The organism is Congregibacter brevis, from assembly GCF_045689245.1.
In the GTDB taxonomy this organism is placed as follows: domain Bacteria; phylum Pseudomonadota; class Gammaproteobacteria; order Pseudomonadales; family Halieaceae; genus Congregibacter; species Congregibacter brevis.
In genome coordinates, this window is sequence record NZ_CP136865.1 from 1,264,327 (window position 1) to 1,281,441 (window position 17,115).

Below are 17,115 nucleotides of genomic sequence, written 5' to 3' on the forward strand. Positions count from 1 at the left end.
TTGAATGTCCAGAGCTCAGCCGCCCGCGCGCAGGTCCTACCGCTGGTTTACGGCTATCACGACACGCTGGTCCGACAATGATGTCTATGGGCACGTAAACAATGTTATTTATTACAGCTACTTTGATTCCGTGGCTAACCGTTACCTCATTGATGAGGGCGGCTTGGATATTCACGATGGCGAAACCGTAGGGCTTGTGGTGAATTCTGGCTGCGATTACTACTCGCCGGTGGCGTACCCCGAACCCCTGGAGGGAGCGTTGCGCGTCGATCGATTAGGCAACAGCTCAGTACAGTACGGCATTGGCATTTTTCGCGAGGGACATGATCAAGCCTGTGCTAATGGCACATTCACGCATGTTTTTGTTGATCGCGCCAGTAACAAGCCAGTCCCCATTCCCGCACGGATGCGCGAAGCGCTGGCGGCGATTGCGCTAGATCGCTAGCGCTTCGAGGTACCCACCAAAAATGCAATCGTCGCACTGAACATGAGCGCGGAGAACAAAGCCGGTCCGAAGGGCGCCAAAGGGTAGAGCAGGCCCCCAATGATGGGTCCGCTCACAAATCCCACGGCAGGGCAGGCAGAAATCACTCCCGCCGCGCCTCCTTGTTCTTCCGGGCTCACAGCAATAGAGGCGCCCGCAGTGATAGCGGGCATGGACAAGCCCAGACCTGTCCCCAGTAGAGCCATTCCCATGGCGAGTATTGTGAAATTGGGGAAACTCGCGATCAGTAGTGACCCCAAGGCCATGGACGCCAGCCCCGTGCGTACAAAGACGTGAGGTGGGAGCTTTAGCCGCTGCATGGCAGTCACCTGAACGATGAAGGTGAATACTGCGGACACCATCAGAGCAGCGCCCGTATATTGGGCGGTTTCTACGCCGGTGAGTTCCAGCTGGTCCTGAAGTTGAAACCCCAGGGTCTGTTGAATCGCTGAAAAACCTGTGAACAAGCCAATTGCTGTCAGCGCAAAACGTCGTATACGCGGATCTAAAAATCGCATGCGCTTTGGTCGGGTATGGCTGACGCGCTGCGGTGCCGGAATGCTAGGCAGTGCCCTCCAAACCAGGAGCGCAGCCGCGGCAGATAAGGCGCCGGCAAAGTATAGAGGTGCAAGTAAACCCAGCGTCGCGAGGGCTCCACTCACGGCGGGCCCCAGAATCATACCCAGGCTGTTGGCCGTGCCAAGCTTGGCCATTGCGGCCGTGCGTTCACTGGTACTCGTGCTATCTGCGGCGTAAGCGGTTGTTGAGGGGCTTGAAGCCGACATCACAACAGATTGGCTGCAGCGAGTGATCAGGGCGATTCCATAGAGTGAGAGCCCAGACAGTACGCCAGCAAGCCCGGCCATAAATACAGAGGTAAAAAGCAGTGTGCCTACGGTGTACCCAATGAGACCAATGAGGATCACCGGCTTACGACCAACCCTGTCCGACAGTCGGCCCCAATACGGTGAAGCGATAGCGAACACCAAGGCGGATAGCGCAATGATCGAGGTGATTTGCACCTCTGCCAGATCAACCTCTCGACCAAGGGGCGCCAGAATCGCAAATACGAGCGACTGACCAATGCCCGTCGCCATGAGCGCTGTGATGAGCACCAATAGTTGCCGGCGTGTAAGCGTCTCGCTCATTAGCTATTCGGTTGTTCAGTTGCTGGCGTTTCCGACCGAGTAGCTGTCAGAGCGCTTTCTGTCTTGTCGCGAAACAGTCGGGCATAGGCGGTCGGGAACAAACGCACAATCCAATCGATGACCCTGGCGTCACCGCCAATGAGGAGTCGTCTCTGGCCTTTTTCCGCGGCACGGAGAATCTGCCGAGCAGCATCTTCGGCACTGGTTCGCACATGCTGTTCGAACATTTCCTGCTGAGACTCGGGAGTCGCATTCGGGTCAGCGTTGCGAGCCCTTCGGGCGATATTGGTATCTATTCCGCCAGGGTGGACGCAGCACAGCTTAATAGGACTATCCTCAAGGTCCAGTTCTTGGCGGAGAGATTCGCTAAAACCCCGAACCGCGAACTTGGCAGCGTTGTAAGCTGATTGATGAGGCACCGCGATTAGACCGAAAACCGACGAAATGTTGACCAGATGGCTGCGCTCTGCCTTTTCAAGGACTGGGATGAACGACTGACAGCCATGTACTACGCCCCAGAAATTGATGTTCATCAGCCAGTGAAAGTCTTCCAGGTTGGTTTCTGCGACGGAAGCCATAAGGTCTACGCCGGCGTTGTTAACCACCAGATGCAGGGCAGGGGTGATCTCACCGACCGCCGTGGCCCAGCTTTTTACGGCCTCGGCATTCGATACATCCACCACGGTGCTATGGGTGCTTACTGTCGTATTGGTAAAACTGGCCGTAGTGGCGGCTAGACCAGCTTCGTCCACGTCCGACAGGTATAAGTGACAGCCTGCGGCATTCAGTTGCTGGGCGAGCGCGCGGCCAATACCGGAGCCGGCACCTGTGATTGCAGCGTGCTTATTTCTGAAATAGTTCATTTTGAGAATCCGCCGGGGAATATAGCCATCATAGGCAGGGAGGCGAGCGTCAGCCAGCGCTTAGTTTGTGGATCATCCGTATGGACAGAAAACAGGCGATTTCGTACACTGCGCACCCACGACCAGACTGCGTGTCTGGCGTAACACATTGATGACACAAAATTCTGAGCTGCCGGCATTAACGCACATTAACAATTCAAGGAAAGCGAGATGAGAACCACTCATCTCGCTTTTTTTTGAGCCTGCGAGCGGACTGCCTGCGCCCCTGGAGGAACGATTGACCCGTCCCGCAATTCTAGTTCTTGAAGACGGCAGCGTATTCCATGGGATATCCATCGGCGCTGCCGATACATCCGTTGGAGAAGTCGTGTTCAACACGGCCATGACTGGCTATCAGGAGATTCTTACTGATCCCTCCTACGCCCGTCAGATCGTAACGCTCACCTACCCTCATATTGGTAATACCGGCACGAATCCCGAAGACGAAGAATCGTCGCAAATCTGGGCATCTGGCTTGGTTATTCGCGACCTCCCTCTTTTGGCGAGTAATTTTCGTAACACTCAAGCATTAGACGACTATCTGCGGGAGCGCGGTGTGGTGGGCATTGCCGAGATCGATACACGGCGCCTTACCAGAGTGCTTCGGGACAAAGGCGCGCAGAATGGTTGTCTCATGGCGACCGATGCACCGGATGTCGATGCGGCTCTGGCCCTTGCTAAGGGGTTTGGCGGGCTTAAAGGTTTGGATCTTGCGAAAGAGGTCTCCATCACCGAAAGCTACAGTTGGACCGCCGGTACCTGGGAGCTGGGCGAGGGCTTCGCGGATCCGGCCAGCTCAGACATGCCCTGGCATGTGGTTGCCTACGATTTTGGTGTGAAGCGCAATATTCTGCGTATGCTCGCGGATCGCGGCTGTCGCCTCACCGTTGTGCCCGCACAGACGAGTGCCAGTGAGGTGCTCGCTTTAAACCCTGACGGAGTATTCCTCTCTAATGGTCCGGGCGATCCGGAGCCATGTGACTACGCTATAACAGCCATTAGAGAACTTTTAGAAACGGGCATACCTATCTTTGGGATCTGCCTAGGCCATCAGCTACTGGCTCTTGCCAGCGGAGCCCAGACGCTAAAGATGAAGTTTGGTCATCACGGCGCCAACCACCCGGTTCAGGATCTTCGCAATCAAACGGTGATGATTACCAGCCAGAATCACGGTTTTGCGGTGAATGACAGCGCGCTGCCGGATTGTCTAACTGTGACACACCGCTCGCTGTTTGATGGAACCTTGCAGGGTATTGAGCGAAACGATAAGCCCGCCTTTAGTTTTCAGGGCCATCCCGAGGCGAGTCCCGGCCCTCATGAGCCGAGTGTGCTCTTCGACCATTTCATCAGCCTGATGCAGCAGCGGGCGGGGTAAGCACATGCCAAAGCGTACAGACATCCAAAGTATTCTGATCGTAGGCGCCGGCCCCATCGTTATTGGGCAGGCCTGCGAGTTCGATTACTCCGGGGCTCAGGCCTGCAAGGCGCTGCGCGAAGAGGGTTACCGGGTCATTCTGGTTAACTCTAACCCCGCCACGATTATGACTGACCCGGCGATGGCGGATGCTACCTACATTGAGCCTATCGAGTGGCGTACGGTGCAGCGGATCATCGAGGTGGAAAAGCCCGATGCACTGCTGCCGACCATGGGCGGGCAAACTGCTCTGAACTGCGCGCTGGATCTGGCAAGAGAAGGCGTTCTAGAAGCTAATGGTGTGGAGCTTATTGGTGCTACCAAAGAGGCGATCGATAAAGCTGAAGACCGCGAACTATTCGACAAGGCCATGAAGCGTATCGGGCTGGAAACGCCGCGAGCATCCTTTGCCCGCTCCATGGACGAGGCGCACGCCGTTCTCGACTCTATCGGTTTTCCCTGCATTATCCGGCCCTCTTTTACTATGGGTGGATCCGGCGGAGGTATCGCTTACAACCGCGAAGAGTTTGAAGAGATCTGCGTTCGTGGTCTGGACCTTTCGCCGACCTCGGAGCTTTTAATCGATGAGTCGCTCATCGGTTGGAAGGAGTACGAGATGGAGGTGGTGCGCGATCACAACGACAACTGCATCATCATTTGCGCCATCGAGAACTTCGATGCCATGGGTGTGCACACGGGAGACTCCATTACGGTAGCCCCAGCGCAAACCCTGACGGACAAGGAATATCAGATCATGCGCAACGCCTCTCTGGCAGTGCTGCGTGAAATCGGCGTGGAGACAGGCGGCTCGAACGTACAGTTCGGCATGTGCCCCGATACGGGACGCATGGTGGTGATTGAGATGAACCCCAGGGTTTCTCGGTCGTCAGCGCTGGCCTCTAAGGCCACGGGATTCCCCATTGCCAAAGTGGCCGCCAAACTGGCGGTTGGATACACCCTCGATGAACTTAAGAATGACATTACCGGCGGAGCAACGCCTGCGTCCTTCGAACCTTCTATCGATTACGTGGTCACGAAGATTCCACGTTTCGCTTTTGAAAAATTCAATGCGGCAGATGCTCGCTTAACAACGCAGATGAAGTCTGTAGGCGAAGTGATGGCGATCGGTCGGAATTTTCAGGAGTCTCTGCAGAAGGCCTTGCGTGGCCTCGAAGTGGGTGCCTCGGGTCTGGAGTCACGTTTGGGCCCCGATGATCTTGAACCCAGCGATGAGTTGATCAGTGAATTGATTAACCCGGGAGCCGATCGCATTTGGCATTTGGCGGACGCCTTTCGTTTGGGAATGTCCGTCGAAGAAGTCTACGGGCACTCAGGTGTAGATCCCTGGTACCTCGTTCAGATAGAGGACATCGTAAAAGACGAAGAGTTGATTGCAGAGGGTTCTCTTGCGGACCTGGATGCGGAGCGCTTGTACCGCCTCAAGCGCAAAGGCTTTGCCGATCGACGCTTGGCAGCACTCCTTGATGAGAGCGAGACCTCGGTGCGTGAGCATCGGCAAGCTCTGGATATTCGGCCTGTCTACAAGCGCGTGGACACCTGTGCGGCAGAGTTTGAGTCCAGCACCGCCTATATGTATTCCACCTACGACGAAGAGTGCGAAGCACAGCCCAGCGATCGTCCCAAGATTTTGGTGATCGGCGGTGGCCCCAACCGCATCGGCCAGGGTATTGAGTTCGACTACTGCTGTGTGCACGCGGTGTTGGCGATGCGTGAAGATGGCTACGAAACCATCATGGTGAACTGCAACCCCGAGACAGTTTCAACAGATTACGACACCTCGGATCGCCTGTATTTCGAGCCGGTTACCCTGGAAGACGTGCTCGAGATCGTCGCCAAGGAGAAGCCCGAAGGCGTGATTGTGCAGTTTGGTGGCCAGACGCCGCTGAAGCTTGCCCGCGCTCTTGAAGCTGCGGGTGTGCCTATTATCGGCACGACCCCTGATGCGATTGACCGCGCGGAGGATCGCGAGCGGTTCCAGCACCTCATTCAGGATCTGGACTTGTTGCAGCCGGCTAACACCACGGTTCGCAGCGTTGAAGAGGCTGTTGAGGCGGCGCGCAGTATCGGTTATCCGTTGGTGGTTCGCCCTTCCTATGTTTTGGGCGGCCGTGCGATGGAGATAGTGTATCGAGAAGAAGATCTGCTTCGCTACATGCGTGATGCGGTGTCGGTGAGCGATGAGTCTCCGGTTCTTCTTGACAGCTTTTTGAGCGCCGCAATCGAGGTCGATATCGATGCGGTGTCTGATGGTGAGCAGGTCGTGATTGGCGCCATCATGCAGCATATCGAGCAAGCCGGTGTGCATTCAGGAGATTCGGCGTGTTCATTACCGCCCTACAGCCTTCCCGCAGATGTGCAAGATCAAATGCGCGAGCAGGTGAAGCAAATGGCCTTAGCACTGGGTGTTAAAGGTTTGATGAATGTGCAGCTGGCCTGGCAGGACGAAAAGATTTATGTGATCGAGGTGAACCCTCGTGCCTCGCGTACGGTGCCCTTTGTGTCCAAGTGTATTGGTACGTCCTTGGCGAAGATCGCGGCACGCTGTATGGCTGGGGTAAGTCTTGAAGATCAAGGTTTTACCGCAGAGATAGTGCCGGACTTCTTCAGCGTGAAAGAAGCGGTAATGCCTTTTAACAAATTCCCTGGAGTCGATCCCATTCTTGGGCCTGAGATGAAGTCAACGGGCGAAGTCATGGGTACCGGGGATAGTTTTGCGGATGCTTTCGCTAAGGCCATGTTGGCCGCGGGAGATCCTCCCCCGCGGAGCGGTACTCTGCTTATCAGCGTGCGCGATGTCGATAAGCCCGGCGCGGTTAACTTCGCAAAGCAAATGGTTGATTTGGGCTTTAGCCTCGCCGCTACCGGCGGTACTGCCGACGCCCTTGAAGGTGCAGGACTGGAGGTCCGCCGCGTTAAGAAGGTACTCGAGGGCCGCCCGCATATCGTCGATATGATCAAGAATGACGAAGCAGACATTATTATCAACACCACGGAAGGGCGCCGGGCTATCGCCGATTCGGCCCCTATTCGAGCCAGTGCTGAAGCGCACCGGGTTTTCTATACAACAACGCTTGCCGCGGCGGAGGCTATCTGCCTGACCTTGCAGCGAGAAGGGGATAAGACGGTTCGCCGTCTACAGGATCTCCACAGGAGCATGCATTAATGAGTAAGGTGCCGATGACAGCGCATGGGGAAGAAGCTTTGCGCGCAGAACTCGAGCAATTGAAGAAGGTAGATCGTCCGCGCATTGTGCAGGCGATTGCAGAGGCTCGTGAACACGGCGATCTTAAAGAGAACGCTGAATATCACGCGGCACGAGAGCAGCAGAGTTTTGCCGAAGGCCGTATCCTGGATATTGAAGGCAAGTTGTCTCACGCGCAGGTGATCGACGTGACCACTATTCCCTACACCGGGAAGGTGATCTTCGGTGTGACCGTCGACCTAATCAATGTCGAGAACGATGATACGGTGACCTATCGCATCGTGGGCGATGATGAAGCGGATGCAAAGCAGAATCTGATTTCGGTGAATTCACCTATCGCTCGTGCGCTTATCGGTAAAGAGGAAGGTGATGTCGTTGTGGTGCGTGCGCCGGGCGGTGACCGAGAGTATGAGATTGATCAGGTGCGCCACCTTTAACGGCAGCGATTACATCAGCCATATTTGACTGACAGCGACCGGCCGTCGACGACGATTATCTACGAACGATTACGACGGCAACGAGAGCATCTTTTGGGCGTTGAGGACAGCTTGACGCTGAGTGCTTAGCCCAGCATTCGGAGTAAATTCGATTTCTTAGGGTCCGGCTTTGCACTGTGGCGCAGTATTAACGCGGTGTTTCCTATCCGTTGCACCAGCTCCGCACCACTATCCTTGAGCATTTGCTCGATAACCTCATCTCGAGCTTCACGGCTGCCCACCGCCAGCTTGATCTTGATGAGTTCGTGATCTTCGAGTGCACGTTCAAGTTCGAGTTGTACCGACTCGCTGAGACCGTTGCCTGCGATGGTGACAACAGGATTTAGTTTGTGGCCGATAGCGCGAAGTTGGCGCGTATTGGTTTTGCGAGTCATGCTAGGGTAAACCGATTAAGTCAGCGGGGCGCGGAGTCTACACTAGAGTGGCAATGGGACCCAAATACCGGGCGAGTGCCCGGATTGATCTTTCAGGAACGGGAAATGGTTAAAAAGCGGTCGAGCAGCAAAGCATGGCTGCGCGAGCATCGGGATGACCCCTACGTGCAACAGGCACAGAGGGATGGCTATCGCTCCCGTGCTTGCTACAAGCTCCTTGAGCTGCAAGAACGGGAGCGGATCATCCGGCCCGGCATGACCGTATTGGACCTGGGAAGTGCTCCGGGCGGCTGGTCTCAGGTAGCAGTTGAGCTGGTTGGGGCCAAAGGACAGGTCATTGCCTCAGATATTTTGCCCATGGACAGTATTGATGGAGTTGACTTTGTTCAAGGAGATTTCACGGAAAATGAAGTATTTGAGCGAATTTTGCAGGAGATGGGCGACAAAACTGCGGACCTTGTAATATCGGATATGGCCCCCAATATGAGTGGTGTGAGCGCTGTTGATCAACCGAAGTCCATTTATCTGGTTGAGCTTGCGTTGGATATGGCCTGTCGAGTTCTCGCTCCTGGTGGCTCTTTTGTCACCAAAGTGTTTCAGGGAGAGGGTTTTGACGAGCTGTTTAGAGCAACTCGCGAGCAGTTCGACAAGGTTTTAACCCGAAAACCGTCGGCCTCCAGACCGCGCTCCCGAGAGGTGTATTTAGTGGCTAGAGGTCGTCTGGTAGCACCGGACGACGAATAGAGAATGTTTGGAGTGGCCCAAGCAGGCGTTTGTCCCGTAAAAAACGCTATACTGGTCGACCGGCAACAGCTGGACAATGCGCTTCGGCGATGGAGTCCCGCGACACGCAGCAAAACGCTGCGGTGGTCGATGAATTTTCGGCGGTGGCCCATAGAAGCTGCCGCAGCAATGAGGTAACGATTTTGAACGATATGGCCAAAAACCTGCTGCTGTGGGTCGTGATAGCTGCAGTACTGCTGTCAATCTTCAACAACTTCAGCATGCAGACGCCCACCGAGCGTATGGTTTACTCCGAGTTTATTCAGGAAATCCAGCGCGATCAGGTTCGTAAGGTCACTATTGATGGGCTGACCATCGCGGGTGAGCGCTTTGACGGTTCTTACTTCGAAACCACGCGCCCCATGGTGGAAGATCCTAAGCTCATGGACGACCTCCTGACCCACCAGGTTGAAGTCGAAGGCAAAGAGCCCGAGCAGCAGAGCGTTTGGACACAGCTTCTCGTCGCTAGCTTCCCCATTCTCATCATCATTGCGGTGTTCATGTTCTTTATGCGCCAGATGCAAGGCGGTGGCGGTGGTCGTGGCGGCCCGATGAGCTTCGGCAAGAGTAAAGCCAAACTGCTGGGCGAAGATCAAATCACCACAACGTTTGCAGATGTTGCCGGTGTCGACGAAGCTAAAGAAGACGTGCAGGAGCTCGTGGAATTTCTACGTGACCCTGGCAAGTTTCAGAAGCTCGGTGGGCGTATTCCCCGCGGCGTGTTGATGGTAGGTCAGCCTGGTACGGGTAAGACTCTTCTTGCAAAAGCTATTGCAGGCGAAGCTAAAGTGCCGTTCTTCTCGATTTCGGGTTCCGACTTTGTAGAGATGTTCGTCGGTGTCGGTGCCTCGCGTGTACGTGACATGTTTGATCAAGCCAAAAAGCAGGCTCCATGCATCATCTTCATCGACGAGATCGACGCTGTAGGTCGGCATCGTGGCGCGGGGCTTGGCGGTGGTCATGATGAGCGAGAGCAGACCCTCAACCAGCTGTTGGTGGAAATGGATGGCTTTGAAGTCAATGACGGTGTCATCGTTATTGCGGCGACGAACCGTCCCGACGTACTGGACCCCGCGCTTTTGCGACCCGGGCGCTTCGATCGTCAGGTCGTTGTGGGCTTGCCGGATATTCGTGGTCGAGAGCAGATCCTTAAGGTACACATGCGTAAGGTGCCGCTGGCTGAAGATGTAGAAGCATCCAAGATCGCTAGAGGCACGCCTGGGTTTTCCGGTGCGGATTTGGCTAACCTAGTGAACGAAGCGGCGCTGTTCTCTGCACGCTCGGGTTCAAGAACCGTCGGCATGACGCAGTTTGAGCTCGCGAAAGACAAGATCATGATGGGCGCTGAGCGCAAGTCCATGGTGATGTCTGAGGACGAAAAACGGAATACCGCCTATCACGAAGCGGGGCACGCTATCGTTGGCCGGATCATGCCTGAGCACGATCCCGTTTATAAAGTCAGCATTATTCCTCGAGGTCGCGCACTGGGTGTGACTATGTTCCTGCCAGAGGAAGATCGTTACTCGCACAGTCGCCGTCATATAATCAGTCAGATTTGCAGCCTCTTTGGCGGGCGAATTGCTGAAGAAATGACGCTGGGGCCCGACGGCATTACAACCGGTGCCTCCAATGATATTCAGCGTGCGACAGAGATAGCTCGCAACATGGTCACCAAGTGGGGATTGTCCGAAAAGATGGGACCGCTCTTGTATGACGAAGGTGGCGAAGAGGTGTTCTTGGGTCGTAGCGCTGGCCAGTCTCACAAAGCGATGTCTGATGAGACAGCGAAGCAGATTGACGCTGAGGTCCGTCGGATTATCGACGAGTGCTACCGTAAAGCGCAGGACATCCTGGAAGAACACGTGGACAAGCTGCATGTCATGTCGGATGCACTTATGCATTACGAGACTATCGACGCGGATCAGATCGACGACATTATGGCGGGACGAACGCCTCGCGAGCCTAGCGACTGGAGCAAGAAGGATGGCGACAGCGATTCTGGCTCTTCTTCAGCGGCTGGGTCCGACACTGCGGATCGCAGTGGACCCATCGGTGGGCCAGCCGGCGAGCACTGAGCTGCTCTCGGATGCAGCAGTAACCTTTTGACCGCCTTTGAAGGTGCCGGTAAAGGCGCCGGCGCGACGCTCAGTTGCGCCGGTACCGTTCTTGATCTCTCCTCGCCCATTGTCATGGGCGTTCTTAACGTAACTCCTGATTCCTTTTCCGACGGTGGTCTCTGGATGGCGGATGGTCGCCCCGACCTGGATGCGCTGCGGCGTGAAGCCACGGCGATGGTGGATGCTGGAGCCCGAATTCTCGATATAGGTGGCGAGTCGACGCGGCCGGGTGCTGTGGCGGTTTCTGAGCAGCAGGAGCTGGATCGAGTTCTACCTGTGTTTGAGGCCCTGCGCGCCGAGACTGATGCCGTGTTGTCTCTGGACAGCAGTACGCCGGCTGTTATGCGAGCAGCCGCATCCGCGGGAGCAGGCTTGCTCAACGACGTAAGGGCGCTTCAGCGAGATGGCGCCTTGGATACCGCTGCAAAGCTGGGCTTGCCCGTATGTCTTATGCATATGCAAGGTGCGCCTGAGACTATGCAAAACGCCCCCGCATATCGTGATGTCGTGCGGGAAGTTACGGAGTTTCTGCAAGACAGGGCGAATGCCTGCATCAGCGCAGGCCTGGCGCAATCACAAATCGTTGTGGACCCGGGCTTCGGTTTTGGGAAAACACTTGAGCATAATCTTGTCCTGCTAGCTCAGCTTACGCGTCTTAGATCGCTGGGTTTCCCGATTGTGGCAGGCTTATCACGGAAGTCGCTCATTGCTAAACTTACCGGCCGCGAGCTGGAGAGTCGGCTCCCGGGAAGCCTTGCATTGGCGATGCTTGCTGCGCAGCATGGCGCAGTAATTCTGCGCGTCCATGACGTTGCGGAAACAACCGATGTTTTGCGAATACTCCAGGCGGTGAAGGACGTCCATACTCCATGAAGAAACGTTATTTTGGTACTGATGGCATACGCGGTCTGGTTGGTGAGGCCCCGATCACGCCTGACTTCGTACTCAAGCTGGGCTGGGCCTGCGGTCGAGTTTTCACCAGGCTCATGGGTTCCGAGGGACGTTGTAGCGTCATCATCGGAAAGGACACACGCGTTTCTGGATACATGTTCGAGTCTGCTCTGGAAGCGGGTTTGGTGGCGGCGGGCGTTGATGTAAAGCTGTTGGGTCCGATGCCTACTCCCGCAGTGGCTTTGATGACGCGTACTCAAAACGCAGACGCAGGGATTGTAATCAGCGCGTCTCATAACCCTTACTTTGACAATGGCATCAAGTTCTTTTCTGCCAGCGGATCAAAGCTTCCCGATGATATTGAGCTTGCTATCGAAGCTGAGCTCGACCTGCCCTTAAGCTGTGTCGAGTCACACGACATCGGCAAGGTTCAGCGGGTGGTAGACGCGGCGGGTCGCTACATCGAGTTTTGCAAGTCGACGGTTCCTGAGGGTTTTAGCCTGCGCGGATTGAAGATTGCCATGGATTGCGCGCACGGCGCGACCTACCACATTGCACCCAGCGTATTATCAGAGTTGGGCGCGCAGGTGATTCCCATCGGTATCTCTCCCGATGGCTTCAATATCAACGAGGGCGTGGGTTCCACCCATATGGGCACCCTTGCGGAGACTGTTCGAGAGAACGATTGCGACTTGGGTATTGCTTACGACGGCGACGGTGACCGCGTGTTGTTTGTTGATGATCAGGGCGAAACGGTAGACGGCGATCAACTACTCTACGTGATCGCCATGCATCGATTGCGCGAAGGCAGTTCTGATACCGGGGTAGTCGGCACTTTGATGTCCAATCTTGGTCTCGAATTAGCCTTGAGAGACGAGGGCCTACAGTTCGTCCGAGCGCAGGTGGGCGATCGGTATGTGCGCGAGATGATGGAAGCGCAGAGCTGGCATTTGGGGGGAGAGTCTTCAGGCCACATTATTTGCTCGGACGTGACAACGACCGGTGACGGGATTGTTTCGTCGTTGCAGGTACTTAGGGCCTTGCGAGGCGCCGGGCAAAGCTTGCGTGAAGTGTTGGCCGATGTTCCGTTACTCCCTCAGACCATGATTAACGTGCGAGTGAGCCCGGGGGGCAGCGTAGACTCGCAGCCAGCGGTGATAAAAGCTGTTGCCCAGGTCGAGGAAGAGTTAGGCGATAGTGGTCGGGTACTTTTGCGTCCTTCGGGTACGGAGCCTGTTATTCGAGTAATGATCGAGGGGCGGGATGCTGAGCAGGTTGAGCGGCTTTGTCGCTCCCTTGCGCAGACCGTTGAGGGTGTTATGGCGGCAGCCTGAGCGCATTGCCGAGACTAAGATCATTATGAAAGCGACTGCCGTCTTTTCTTGCCCCCAGCAGACAGCTTGGGTAGTATTGCGCGCCCTCGCGACGCGGAGCTTATAGCTATGCGACAGCCGCTGGTCATTGCCAACTGGAAAATGCACGGTAAAGGCGCTTTTAATCAGGCCCTTGTTAGCGATTTTTTGGCTCTGTTGAAAGAGTATCGAGCTGCTTGTGTTCTGTGCCCACCCACCGTTTATCTGGGGCAGGTTGCACAGTTGCTGGGTTCACGCGACGTTATGTTGGGTGCACAGGATTGCAGTCATATTGACGAAGGCGCTTATACCGGCGAGGTATCCGCAGAGATGCTTCGAGATTGCGGTTGTGAATGGGTAATAGTGGGCCATTCGGAGCGACGACAGTATCACCAGGAGTCGGACGCTTTGCTTGCGGCGAAGCTAACGAGAGCGCAGCGGGCCGGTTTAACGCCTGTGTTGTGCGTTGGTGAAACGCAGGAGCAGCGCGAAGCCGGGGCGGCGGAGCATGTCGTCAAAGCGCAGTTGTTGGGCGCGTTGAGTGATCTGTCGGATCTCAAGGGATTGGCTATTGCTTACGAGCCTGTGTGGGCCATAGGTACAGGATTGACCGCTACACCAGAGCAGGCGCAAGACATGCACGCGTTTATTCGGAGTGTGTTGCGTGAATTTGATGCCGCAAATGCAGATGCCTTGCGGATCCTCTACGGAGGTAGTGTCAAAGCGGGCAATGCGGCGGAGTTGTTTGCCCAAACGGATATTGATGGTGCGTTAGTGGGTGGGGCATCTCTTGATGCGGAAGCCTTTGCTGCCATTGTAAGTGCGGCGTAAGTGCGGCGTAAGTGCGGCTTAGGTAGAAACAATATAAACAGCAGGGGTGATATTAACGCCGCTGCAACGAGGTTTTAGGAAATGAGTGCGCAATTGATTGAACAGCTGGTACTGGTGACGCATTTGTTGCTGTCACTGGCGATTATCGGTCTGATCATCCTTCAGCAGGGTAAAGGCGCAGATGCGGGTGCATCTTTTGGCGCGGGAGCATCGCAGACTGTTTTTGGTAGTACCGGCAGTGGCAATGTTCTCACTCGTGCCACGGCATGGATGGTTACCCTGTTTTTTGTAACAAGCTTTGGTTTGGCAATTATTGCAAAGAACAAAACGGCGACGGTAGATGAGTTTGTGATCCCCGTTCCGACAAATTCCGCACCCACGACACTGGACTCAGACATCCAAGCTGTGGATGATACGCTCCCGGCGAATGAGGGTGACCTTCCGGTGCTGGATGACAGTATGCCGTCAATGAGTGCTGATGGGTTTGAAGCGGAAGTTGAGGCTGCGTCGGAGGATATCCCGCAGTCTTAAGAAAGATATGCCGAAGTGGTGGAATTGGTAGACACGCTATCTTGAGGGGGTAGTGCGCTATGCGCGTGGGGGTTCAAGTCCCCCCTTCGGCACCATAAAGAAGTCCAGGATGAACTTATTTTCATTACTGGCAAATGTGGGCTCCGTTGAGCTTGCGTGACGTGTTGGCCGCACCTATAATACGCGGCCTCTCACGGGGGCAGCTTAAGGGAGTGTCCCGCGAGTCGAAGAAAGTTTTCGGTTCGCAGAGAAAAGTTTTGATGCGGGGTGGAGCAGCCTGGTAGCTCGTCGGGCTCATAACCCGAAGGTCGTCGGTTCAAATCCGGCCCCCGCTACCAACACTATCAAGAACACCGTTAGCTCCAAAGACCGACGGTGTGAATAAAAAAGCCCCTTATGGGGCTTTTTTATTGGCTTGCCTTTTGTGTCGGCCTTGCGGATATGTCCGCCCTGTGGATGTGTCTGGCCCGCTGACAGCTAAGCAAGTGATAGATGTAAACAGTAAGTTTTACCGGATAAGAGGAGGCTGGCGGTGAGTGCACGAGAAAACAAGCTGCAGGCATTGCTAGCGCCTACGGTAGAAGCATTAGGCTTTGAACTATGGGGAACGGAGTTCCTTATTCAGGGCAAGCACAGTGTTTTAAGGCTGTATATAGAGTCTGAAAACGGTGTGCAGGTAACTGATTGCGCAGCAGTGAGTGAGCAGGTGGGCGCGGTGCTTGATGTTGAAGAGCCCATAGGCGGCGAGTACACACTTGAAGTGTCGTCTCCCGGTGTTGATCGCCGTTTGTTTCGGTTGGAGCAATACCTGGCGTATGTGGGTCAGGAAGTAGAACTGCGTTTACGCAGTCCCTTCGAAGGACGTCGCAAGTTCAAGGGCATTCTTAGGGGCATAGAAGACGACGATATTGTGTTGCTTGTGGATGACCACGAGTATCTGTTGCCTTATGGCGACGTGGACCGGGCGCAGCTGACACTGCGTATTTGAGCAACCCTCGAGGTTGTTGTTACGAGGCTTTAGAACGATGACAAAAGAAATATTGCTGGTAGCGGAAGCGGTATCCAATGAGAAAGGTGTGTCCGAAGACATCATCTTTGAGGCGATAGAGTCCGCGCTGGCCATGGCCACCAAGAAGCGTTACGACGAAGACGCCGATATTGAAGTCACTATTGATCGTGAAACCGGTGACTACGAGACCGTACGCCGATGGTTGGTCGTGCCTGATGATGAGCTGGCACTACTGGGAACACAGTTCACGACGGAAGAAGCTATTGAGCAGGACGAGTCCCTCAAGCCCGGTGACGTGTATCAGGAGCAGGTGGAGAACGTCGGGTTCGGACGTATCGCCGCCCAGACTGCGAAGCAAGTGATTGTTCAGAAGGTCCGTGATGCGGAGCGCGCTCAGGTTGTTGAGCAATACGAAACCCGTGTAGGTGAGTTGGTTGCCGGCACGGTTAAGAAGGTGACTCGCGACAACGTGATTGTGGATCTTGGTAACAACGCTGAAGGTTTGCTGCCACGAGAACAGTTGGTGGGGCGGGAAACGTTCCGCATCAACGATCGCGTACGTGCCATTCTCAAGGAAATTAGTACAGAGACTCGTGGGCCGCAGTTGATCCTCAGCCGTGCTTGCCCAGAGATGCTCATCGAACTGTTTAAGATCGAGGTACCTGAGATTTCTGAGGAAGTGATTCAGATTCGCAGTGCCGCTCGTGATCCTGGGTCTCGAGCAAAGATTGCGGTTAAGACCAACGACCAGCGTATCGATCCTGTCGGCGCATGTGTTGGGATGCGTGGATCTCGAGTACAAGCCGTCTCTAACGAGTTGGATAACGAGCGCGTCGATATCGTGCTTTGGGACGACAACCCCGCGCAGCTGGTGATCAACGCGATGTCGCCTGCGGAAGTGGAGTCCATTGTTGTAGACGAAGAAAACGGCACTATGGATGTTGCTGTAGCCGAGGACAATCTCGCGCAGGCTATTGGCCGAGCTGGCCAGAACGTACGTCTCGCGAGCGAGCTTACTGCCTGGACGATCAACGTCATGAGTGTCGACGAAGCGCTGGAGAAGCAGGAAGCCGAAGCCGGTCAGGTTATTCAGACCTTTATGGATAAGCTTGATGTCGATGAAGACGTTGCGGGCATCCTTGTTGATGAAGGCTTCACCACACTGGAAGAAGTGGCTTACGTCCCGCTGGAAGAAATGACTTCCATTGACGGTTTTGACGAAGACATAGCGGAAGAGCTTCGCGCTCGCGCGAAGGACGCTTTGCTGACATTGGCGATCGCCTCGGAAGAAGAACTTGGCGCCCAGGAGCCAGCAGAAGATCTGCTGACTATGGATGGCATGGATCGCCACCTTGCATTCATTCTCTCTAGTCGCGGCATCGTGACGATGGAAGATCTTGCAGAGCAGGGTGTCGACGAGTTGATGGACATCGAAGATATGACCGAAGAGCGTGCTGGTGAGCTGATCATGACTGCTCGCGCACCGTGGTTCGAGGAAGAGTCGGCCTGATTAACCCTCTGGTAGTAGTAACGCAGGGTAAACGGGTCACAAGGGAGAC

At 55.1% G+C, this 17,115-nt stretch carries 15 protein-coding genes and 2 tRNA genes; 14 read left to right on the forward strand and 3 right to left on the reverse strand.

Translation table 11 applies throughout. The features are described from left to right. Positions 1–4 precede the first annotated feature (4 nt). Entirely contained in the window at positions 5–445 is a 441-nt protein-coding gene (locus tag R0137_RS05545; protein WP_407329195.1) for an acyl-CoA thioesterase, read from the forward strand. On the opposite strand, the gene R0137_RS05550 is transcribed toward R0137_RS05545, so the two are convergent. Both R0137_RS05550 and R0137_RS05555 read right to left on the reverse strand, forming a co-directional pair. Continuing rightward, positions 442–1,632, reverse strand: coding sequence for an MFS transporter (locus R0137_RS05550; protein ID WP_407329196.1), 1,191 nt, complete (start codon positions 1,630–1,632; stop codon positions 442–444). The two genes, R0137_RS05545 and R0137_RS05550, sit on opposite strands and share 4 nt — an antisense overlap. Next, positions 1,632–2,495: an SDR family NAD(P)-dependent oxidoreductase gene (locus R0137_RS05555; RefSeq protein WP_407329198.1), complete on the reverse strand. Its 864-nt coding sequence runs from the start codon at positions 2,493–2,495 to the stop codon at positions 1,632–1,634. The genes R0137_RS05550 and R0137_RS05555 overlap by 1 nt, the downstream gene beginning before the upstream one ends. 277 nt (positions 2,496–2,772) lie before the next feature. On the opposite strand from R0137_RS05555, the gene carA reads away from it, so the two are divergent. The 3 genes from carA to greA are packed head-to-tail and all read left to right on the forward strand — an operon-like array spanning position 2,773 to position 7,608. After that, entirely contained in the window at positions 2,773–3,909 is a 1,137-nt protein-coding gene (carA, locus tag R0137_RS05560) for a glutamine-hydrolyzing carbamoyl-phosphate synthase small subunit (protein ID WP_407329199.1), read from the forward strand. 4 nt (positions 3,910–3,913) lie between these two features. Then, the gene (gene carB, locus R0137_RS05565) at positions 3,914–7,132 is read left to right on the forward strand and encodes a carbamoyl-phosphate synthase large subunit (protein ID WP_407329201.1); all 3,219 of its coding nucleotides are present in this window, start codon (positions 3,914–3,916) and stop codon (positions 7,130–7,132) included. Next, on the forward strand, positions 7,132–7,608 hold the full coding sequence (gene greA, locus R0137_RS05570) for a transcription elongation factor GreA (protein WP_405271492.1): 477 nt from the start codon (positions 7,132–7,134) through the stop codon (positions 7,606–7,608). The genes carB and greA overlap by 1 nt, the downstream gene beginning before the upstream one ends. 125 nt (positions 7,609–7,733) lie before the next feature. Here the strand turns inward: greA and R0137_RS05575 are convergent, their stop codons facing one another. Further along, complete coding sequence (locus tag R0137_RS05575; protein ID WP_407329204.1) at positions 7,734–8,042, reverse strand: YhbY family RNA-binding protein; 309 nt, start codon at positions 8,040–8,042, stop codon at positions 7,734–7,736. 105 nt (positions 8,043–8,147) lie between these two features. Here R0137_RS05575 and rlmE point away from each other — a divergent pair, with 105 nt between their 5' ends. From rlmE to nusA, 10 genes are all read left to right on the forward strand, one after another. Next, positions 8,148–8,786 carry a 23S rRNA (uridine(2552)-2'-O)-methyltransferase RlmE gene (gene rlmE / locus R0137_RS05580; RefSeq protein ID WP_407329206.1) on the forward strand — a complete coding sequence of 213 codons (639 nt, stop codon included), beginning with the start codon at positions 8,148–8,150 and terminating at the stop codon, positions 8,784–8,786. 191 nt (positions 8,787–8,977) lie between these two features. Further along, positions 8,978–10,900 (forward strand): ATP-dependent zinc metalloprotease FtsH, encoded by a 1,923-nt coding sequence (gene ftsH / locus R0137_RS05585; RefSeq protein ID WP_407329975.1) that lies wholly within the window; start codon positions 8,978–8,980, stop codon positions 10,898–10,900. Between the two features lie 114 nt (positions 10,901–11,014). After that, on the forward strand, positions 11,015–11,815 hold the full coding sequence (folP, locus tag R0137_RS05590) for a dihydropteroate synthase (RefSeq protein ID WP_407329976.1): 801 nt from the start codon (positions 11,015–11,017) through the stop codon (positions 11,813–11,815). After that, positions 11,812–13,167, forward strand: a complete 1,356-nt coding sequence (gene glmM, locus R0137_RS05595; RefSeq protein WP_407329207.1) for a phosphoglucosamine mutase — start codon at positions 11,812–11,814, stop codon at positions 13,165–13,167. The genes folP and glmM overlap by 4 nt, the downstream gene beginning before the upstream one ends. A gap of 108 nt (positions 13,168–13,275) precedes the next feature. Continuing rightward, positions 13,276–14,016, forward strand: coding sequence for a triose-phosphate isomerase (gene tpiA, locus R0137_RS05600; protein WP_407329208.1), 741 nt, complete (start codon positions 13,276–13,278; stop codon positions 14,014–14,016). Between the two features lie 81 nt (positions 14,017–14,097). Next, the gene (gene secG, locus R0137_RS05605) at positions 14,098–14,547 is read left to right on the forward strand and encodes a preprotein translocase subunit SecG (RefSeq protein WP_407329209.1); all 450 of its coding nucleotides are present in this window, start codon (positions 14,098–14,100) and stop codon (positions 14,545–14,547) included. Between the two features lie 9 nt (positions 14,548–14,556). After that, positions 14,557–14,642 (forward strand) — tRNA-Leu (locus R0137_RS05610). 166 nt (positions 14,643–14,808) lie between these two features. Beyond that, positions 14,809–14,885 (forward strand) — tRNA-Met (locus R0137_RS05615). 194 nt (positions 14,886–15,079) lie between these two features. Then, on the forward strand, positions 15,080–15,535 hold the full coding sequence (rimP, locus tag R0137_RS05620) for a ribosome maturation factor RimP (protein ID WP_405271485.1): 456 nt from the start codon (positions 15,080–15,082) through the stop codon (positions 15,533–15,535). Between the two features lie 37 nt (positions 15,536–15,572). Next, the gene (nusA, locus tag R0137_RS05625; RefSeq protein WP_407329210.1) at positions 15,573–17,066 is read left to right on the forward strand and encodes a transcription termination factor NusA; all 1,494 of its coding nucleotides are present in this window, start codon (positions 15,573–15,575) and stop codon (positions 17,064–17,066) included. Positions 17,067–17,115: the final 49 nt, after the last annotated feature.

Excerpts from the sequence above, each read along its gene's own strand:
- nusA (WP_407329210.1), top strand. The coding sequence starts at position 15,573 with ATGACAAAAGAAATATTGCTGGTAGCGGAAGCGGTATCCAATGAGAAA.
- folP (WP_407329976.1), top strand. The coding sequence starts at position 11,015 with ATGGGCGTTCTTAACGTAACTCCTGATTCCTTTTCCGACGGTGGTCTC.
- rlmE (WP_407329206.1), top strand. The coding sequence starts at position 8,148 with ATGGTTAAAAAGCGGTCGAGCAGCAAAGCATGGCTGCGCGAGCATCGG.
- glmM (WP_407329207.1), top strand. The coding sequence starts at position 11,812 with ATGAAGAAACGTTATTTTGGTACTGATGGCATACGCGGTCTGGTTGGT.
- R0137_RS05555 (WP_407329198.1), bottom strand. The coding sequence starts at position 2,495 with ATGAACTATTTCAGAAATAAGCACGCTGCAATCACAGGTGCCGGCTCC.
- carB (WP_407329201.1), top strand. The coding sequence starts at position 3,914 with ATGCCAAAGCGTACAGACATCCAAAGTATTCTGATCGTAGGCGCCGGC.
- ftsH (WP_407329975.1), top strand. The coding sequence starts at position 8,978 with ATGGCCAAAAACCTGCTGCTGTGGGTCGTGATAGCTGCAGTACTGCTG.
- tpiA (WP_407329208.1), top strand. The coding sequence starts at position 13,276 with ATGCGACAGCCGCTGGTCATTGCCAACTGGAAAATGCACGGTAAAGGC.
- R0137_RS05545 (WP_407329195.1), top strand. The coding sequence starts at position 5 with ATGTCCAGAGCTCAGCCGCCCGCGCGCAGGTCCTACCGCTGGTTTACG.
- greA (WP_405271492.1), top strand. The coding sequence starts at position 7,132 with ATGAGTAAGGTGCCGATGACAGCGCATGGGGAAGAAGCTTTGCGCGCA.
- R0137_RS05550 (WP_407329196.1), bottom strand. The coding sequence starts at position 1,632 with ATGAGCGAGACGCTTACACGCCGGCAACTATTGGTGCTCATCACAGCG.
- R0137_RS05575 (WP_407329204.1), bottom strand. The coding sequence starts at position 8,042 with ATGACTCGCAAAACCAATACGCGCCAACTTCGCGCTATCGGCCACAAA.
- secG (WP_407329209.1), top strand. The coding sequence starts at position 14,098 with ATGAGTGCGCAATTGATTGAACAGCTGGTACTGGTGACGCATTTGTTG.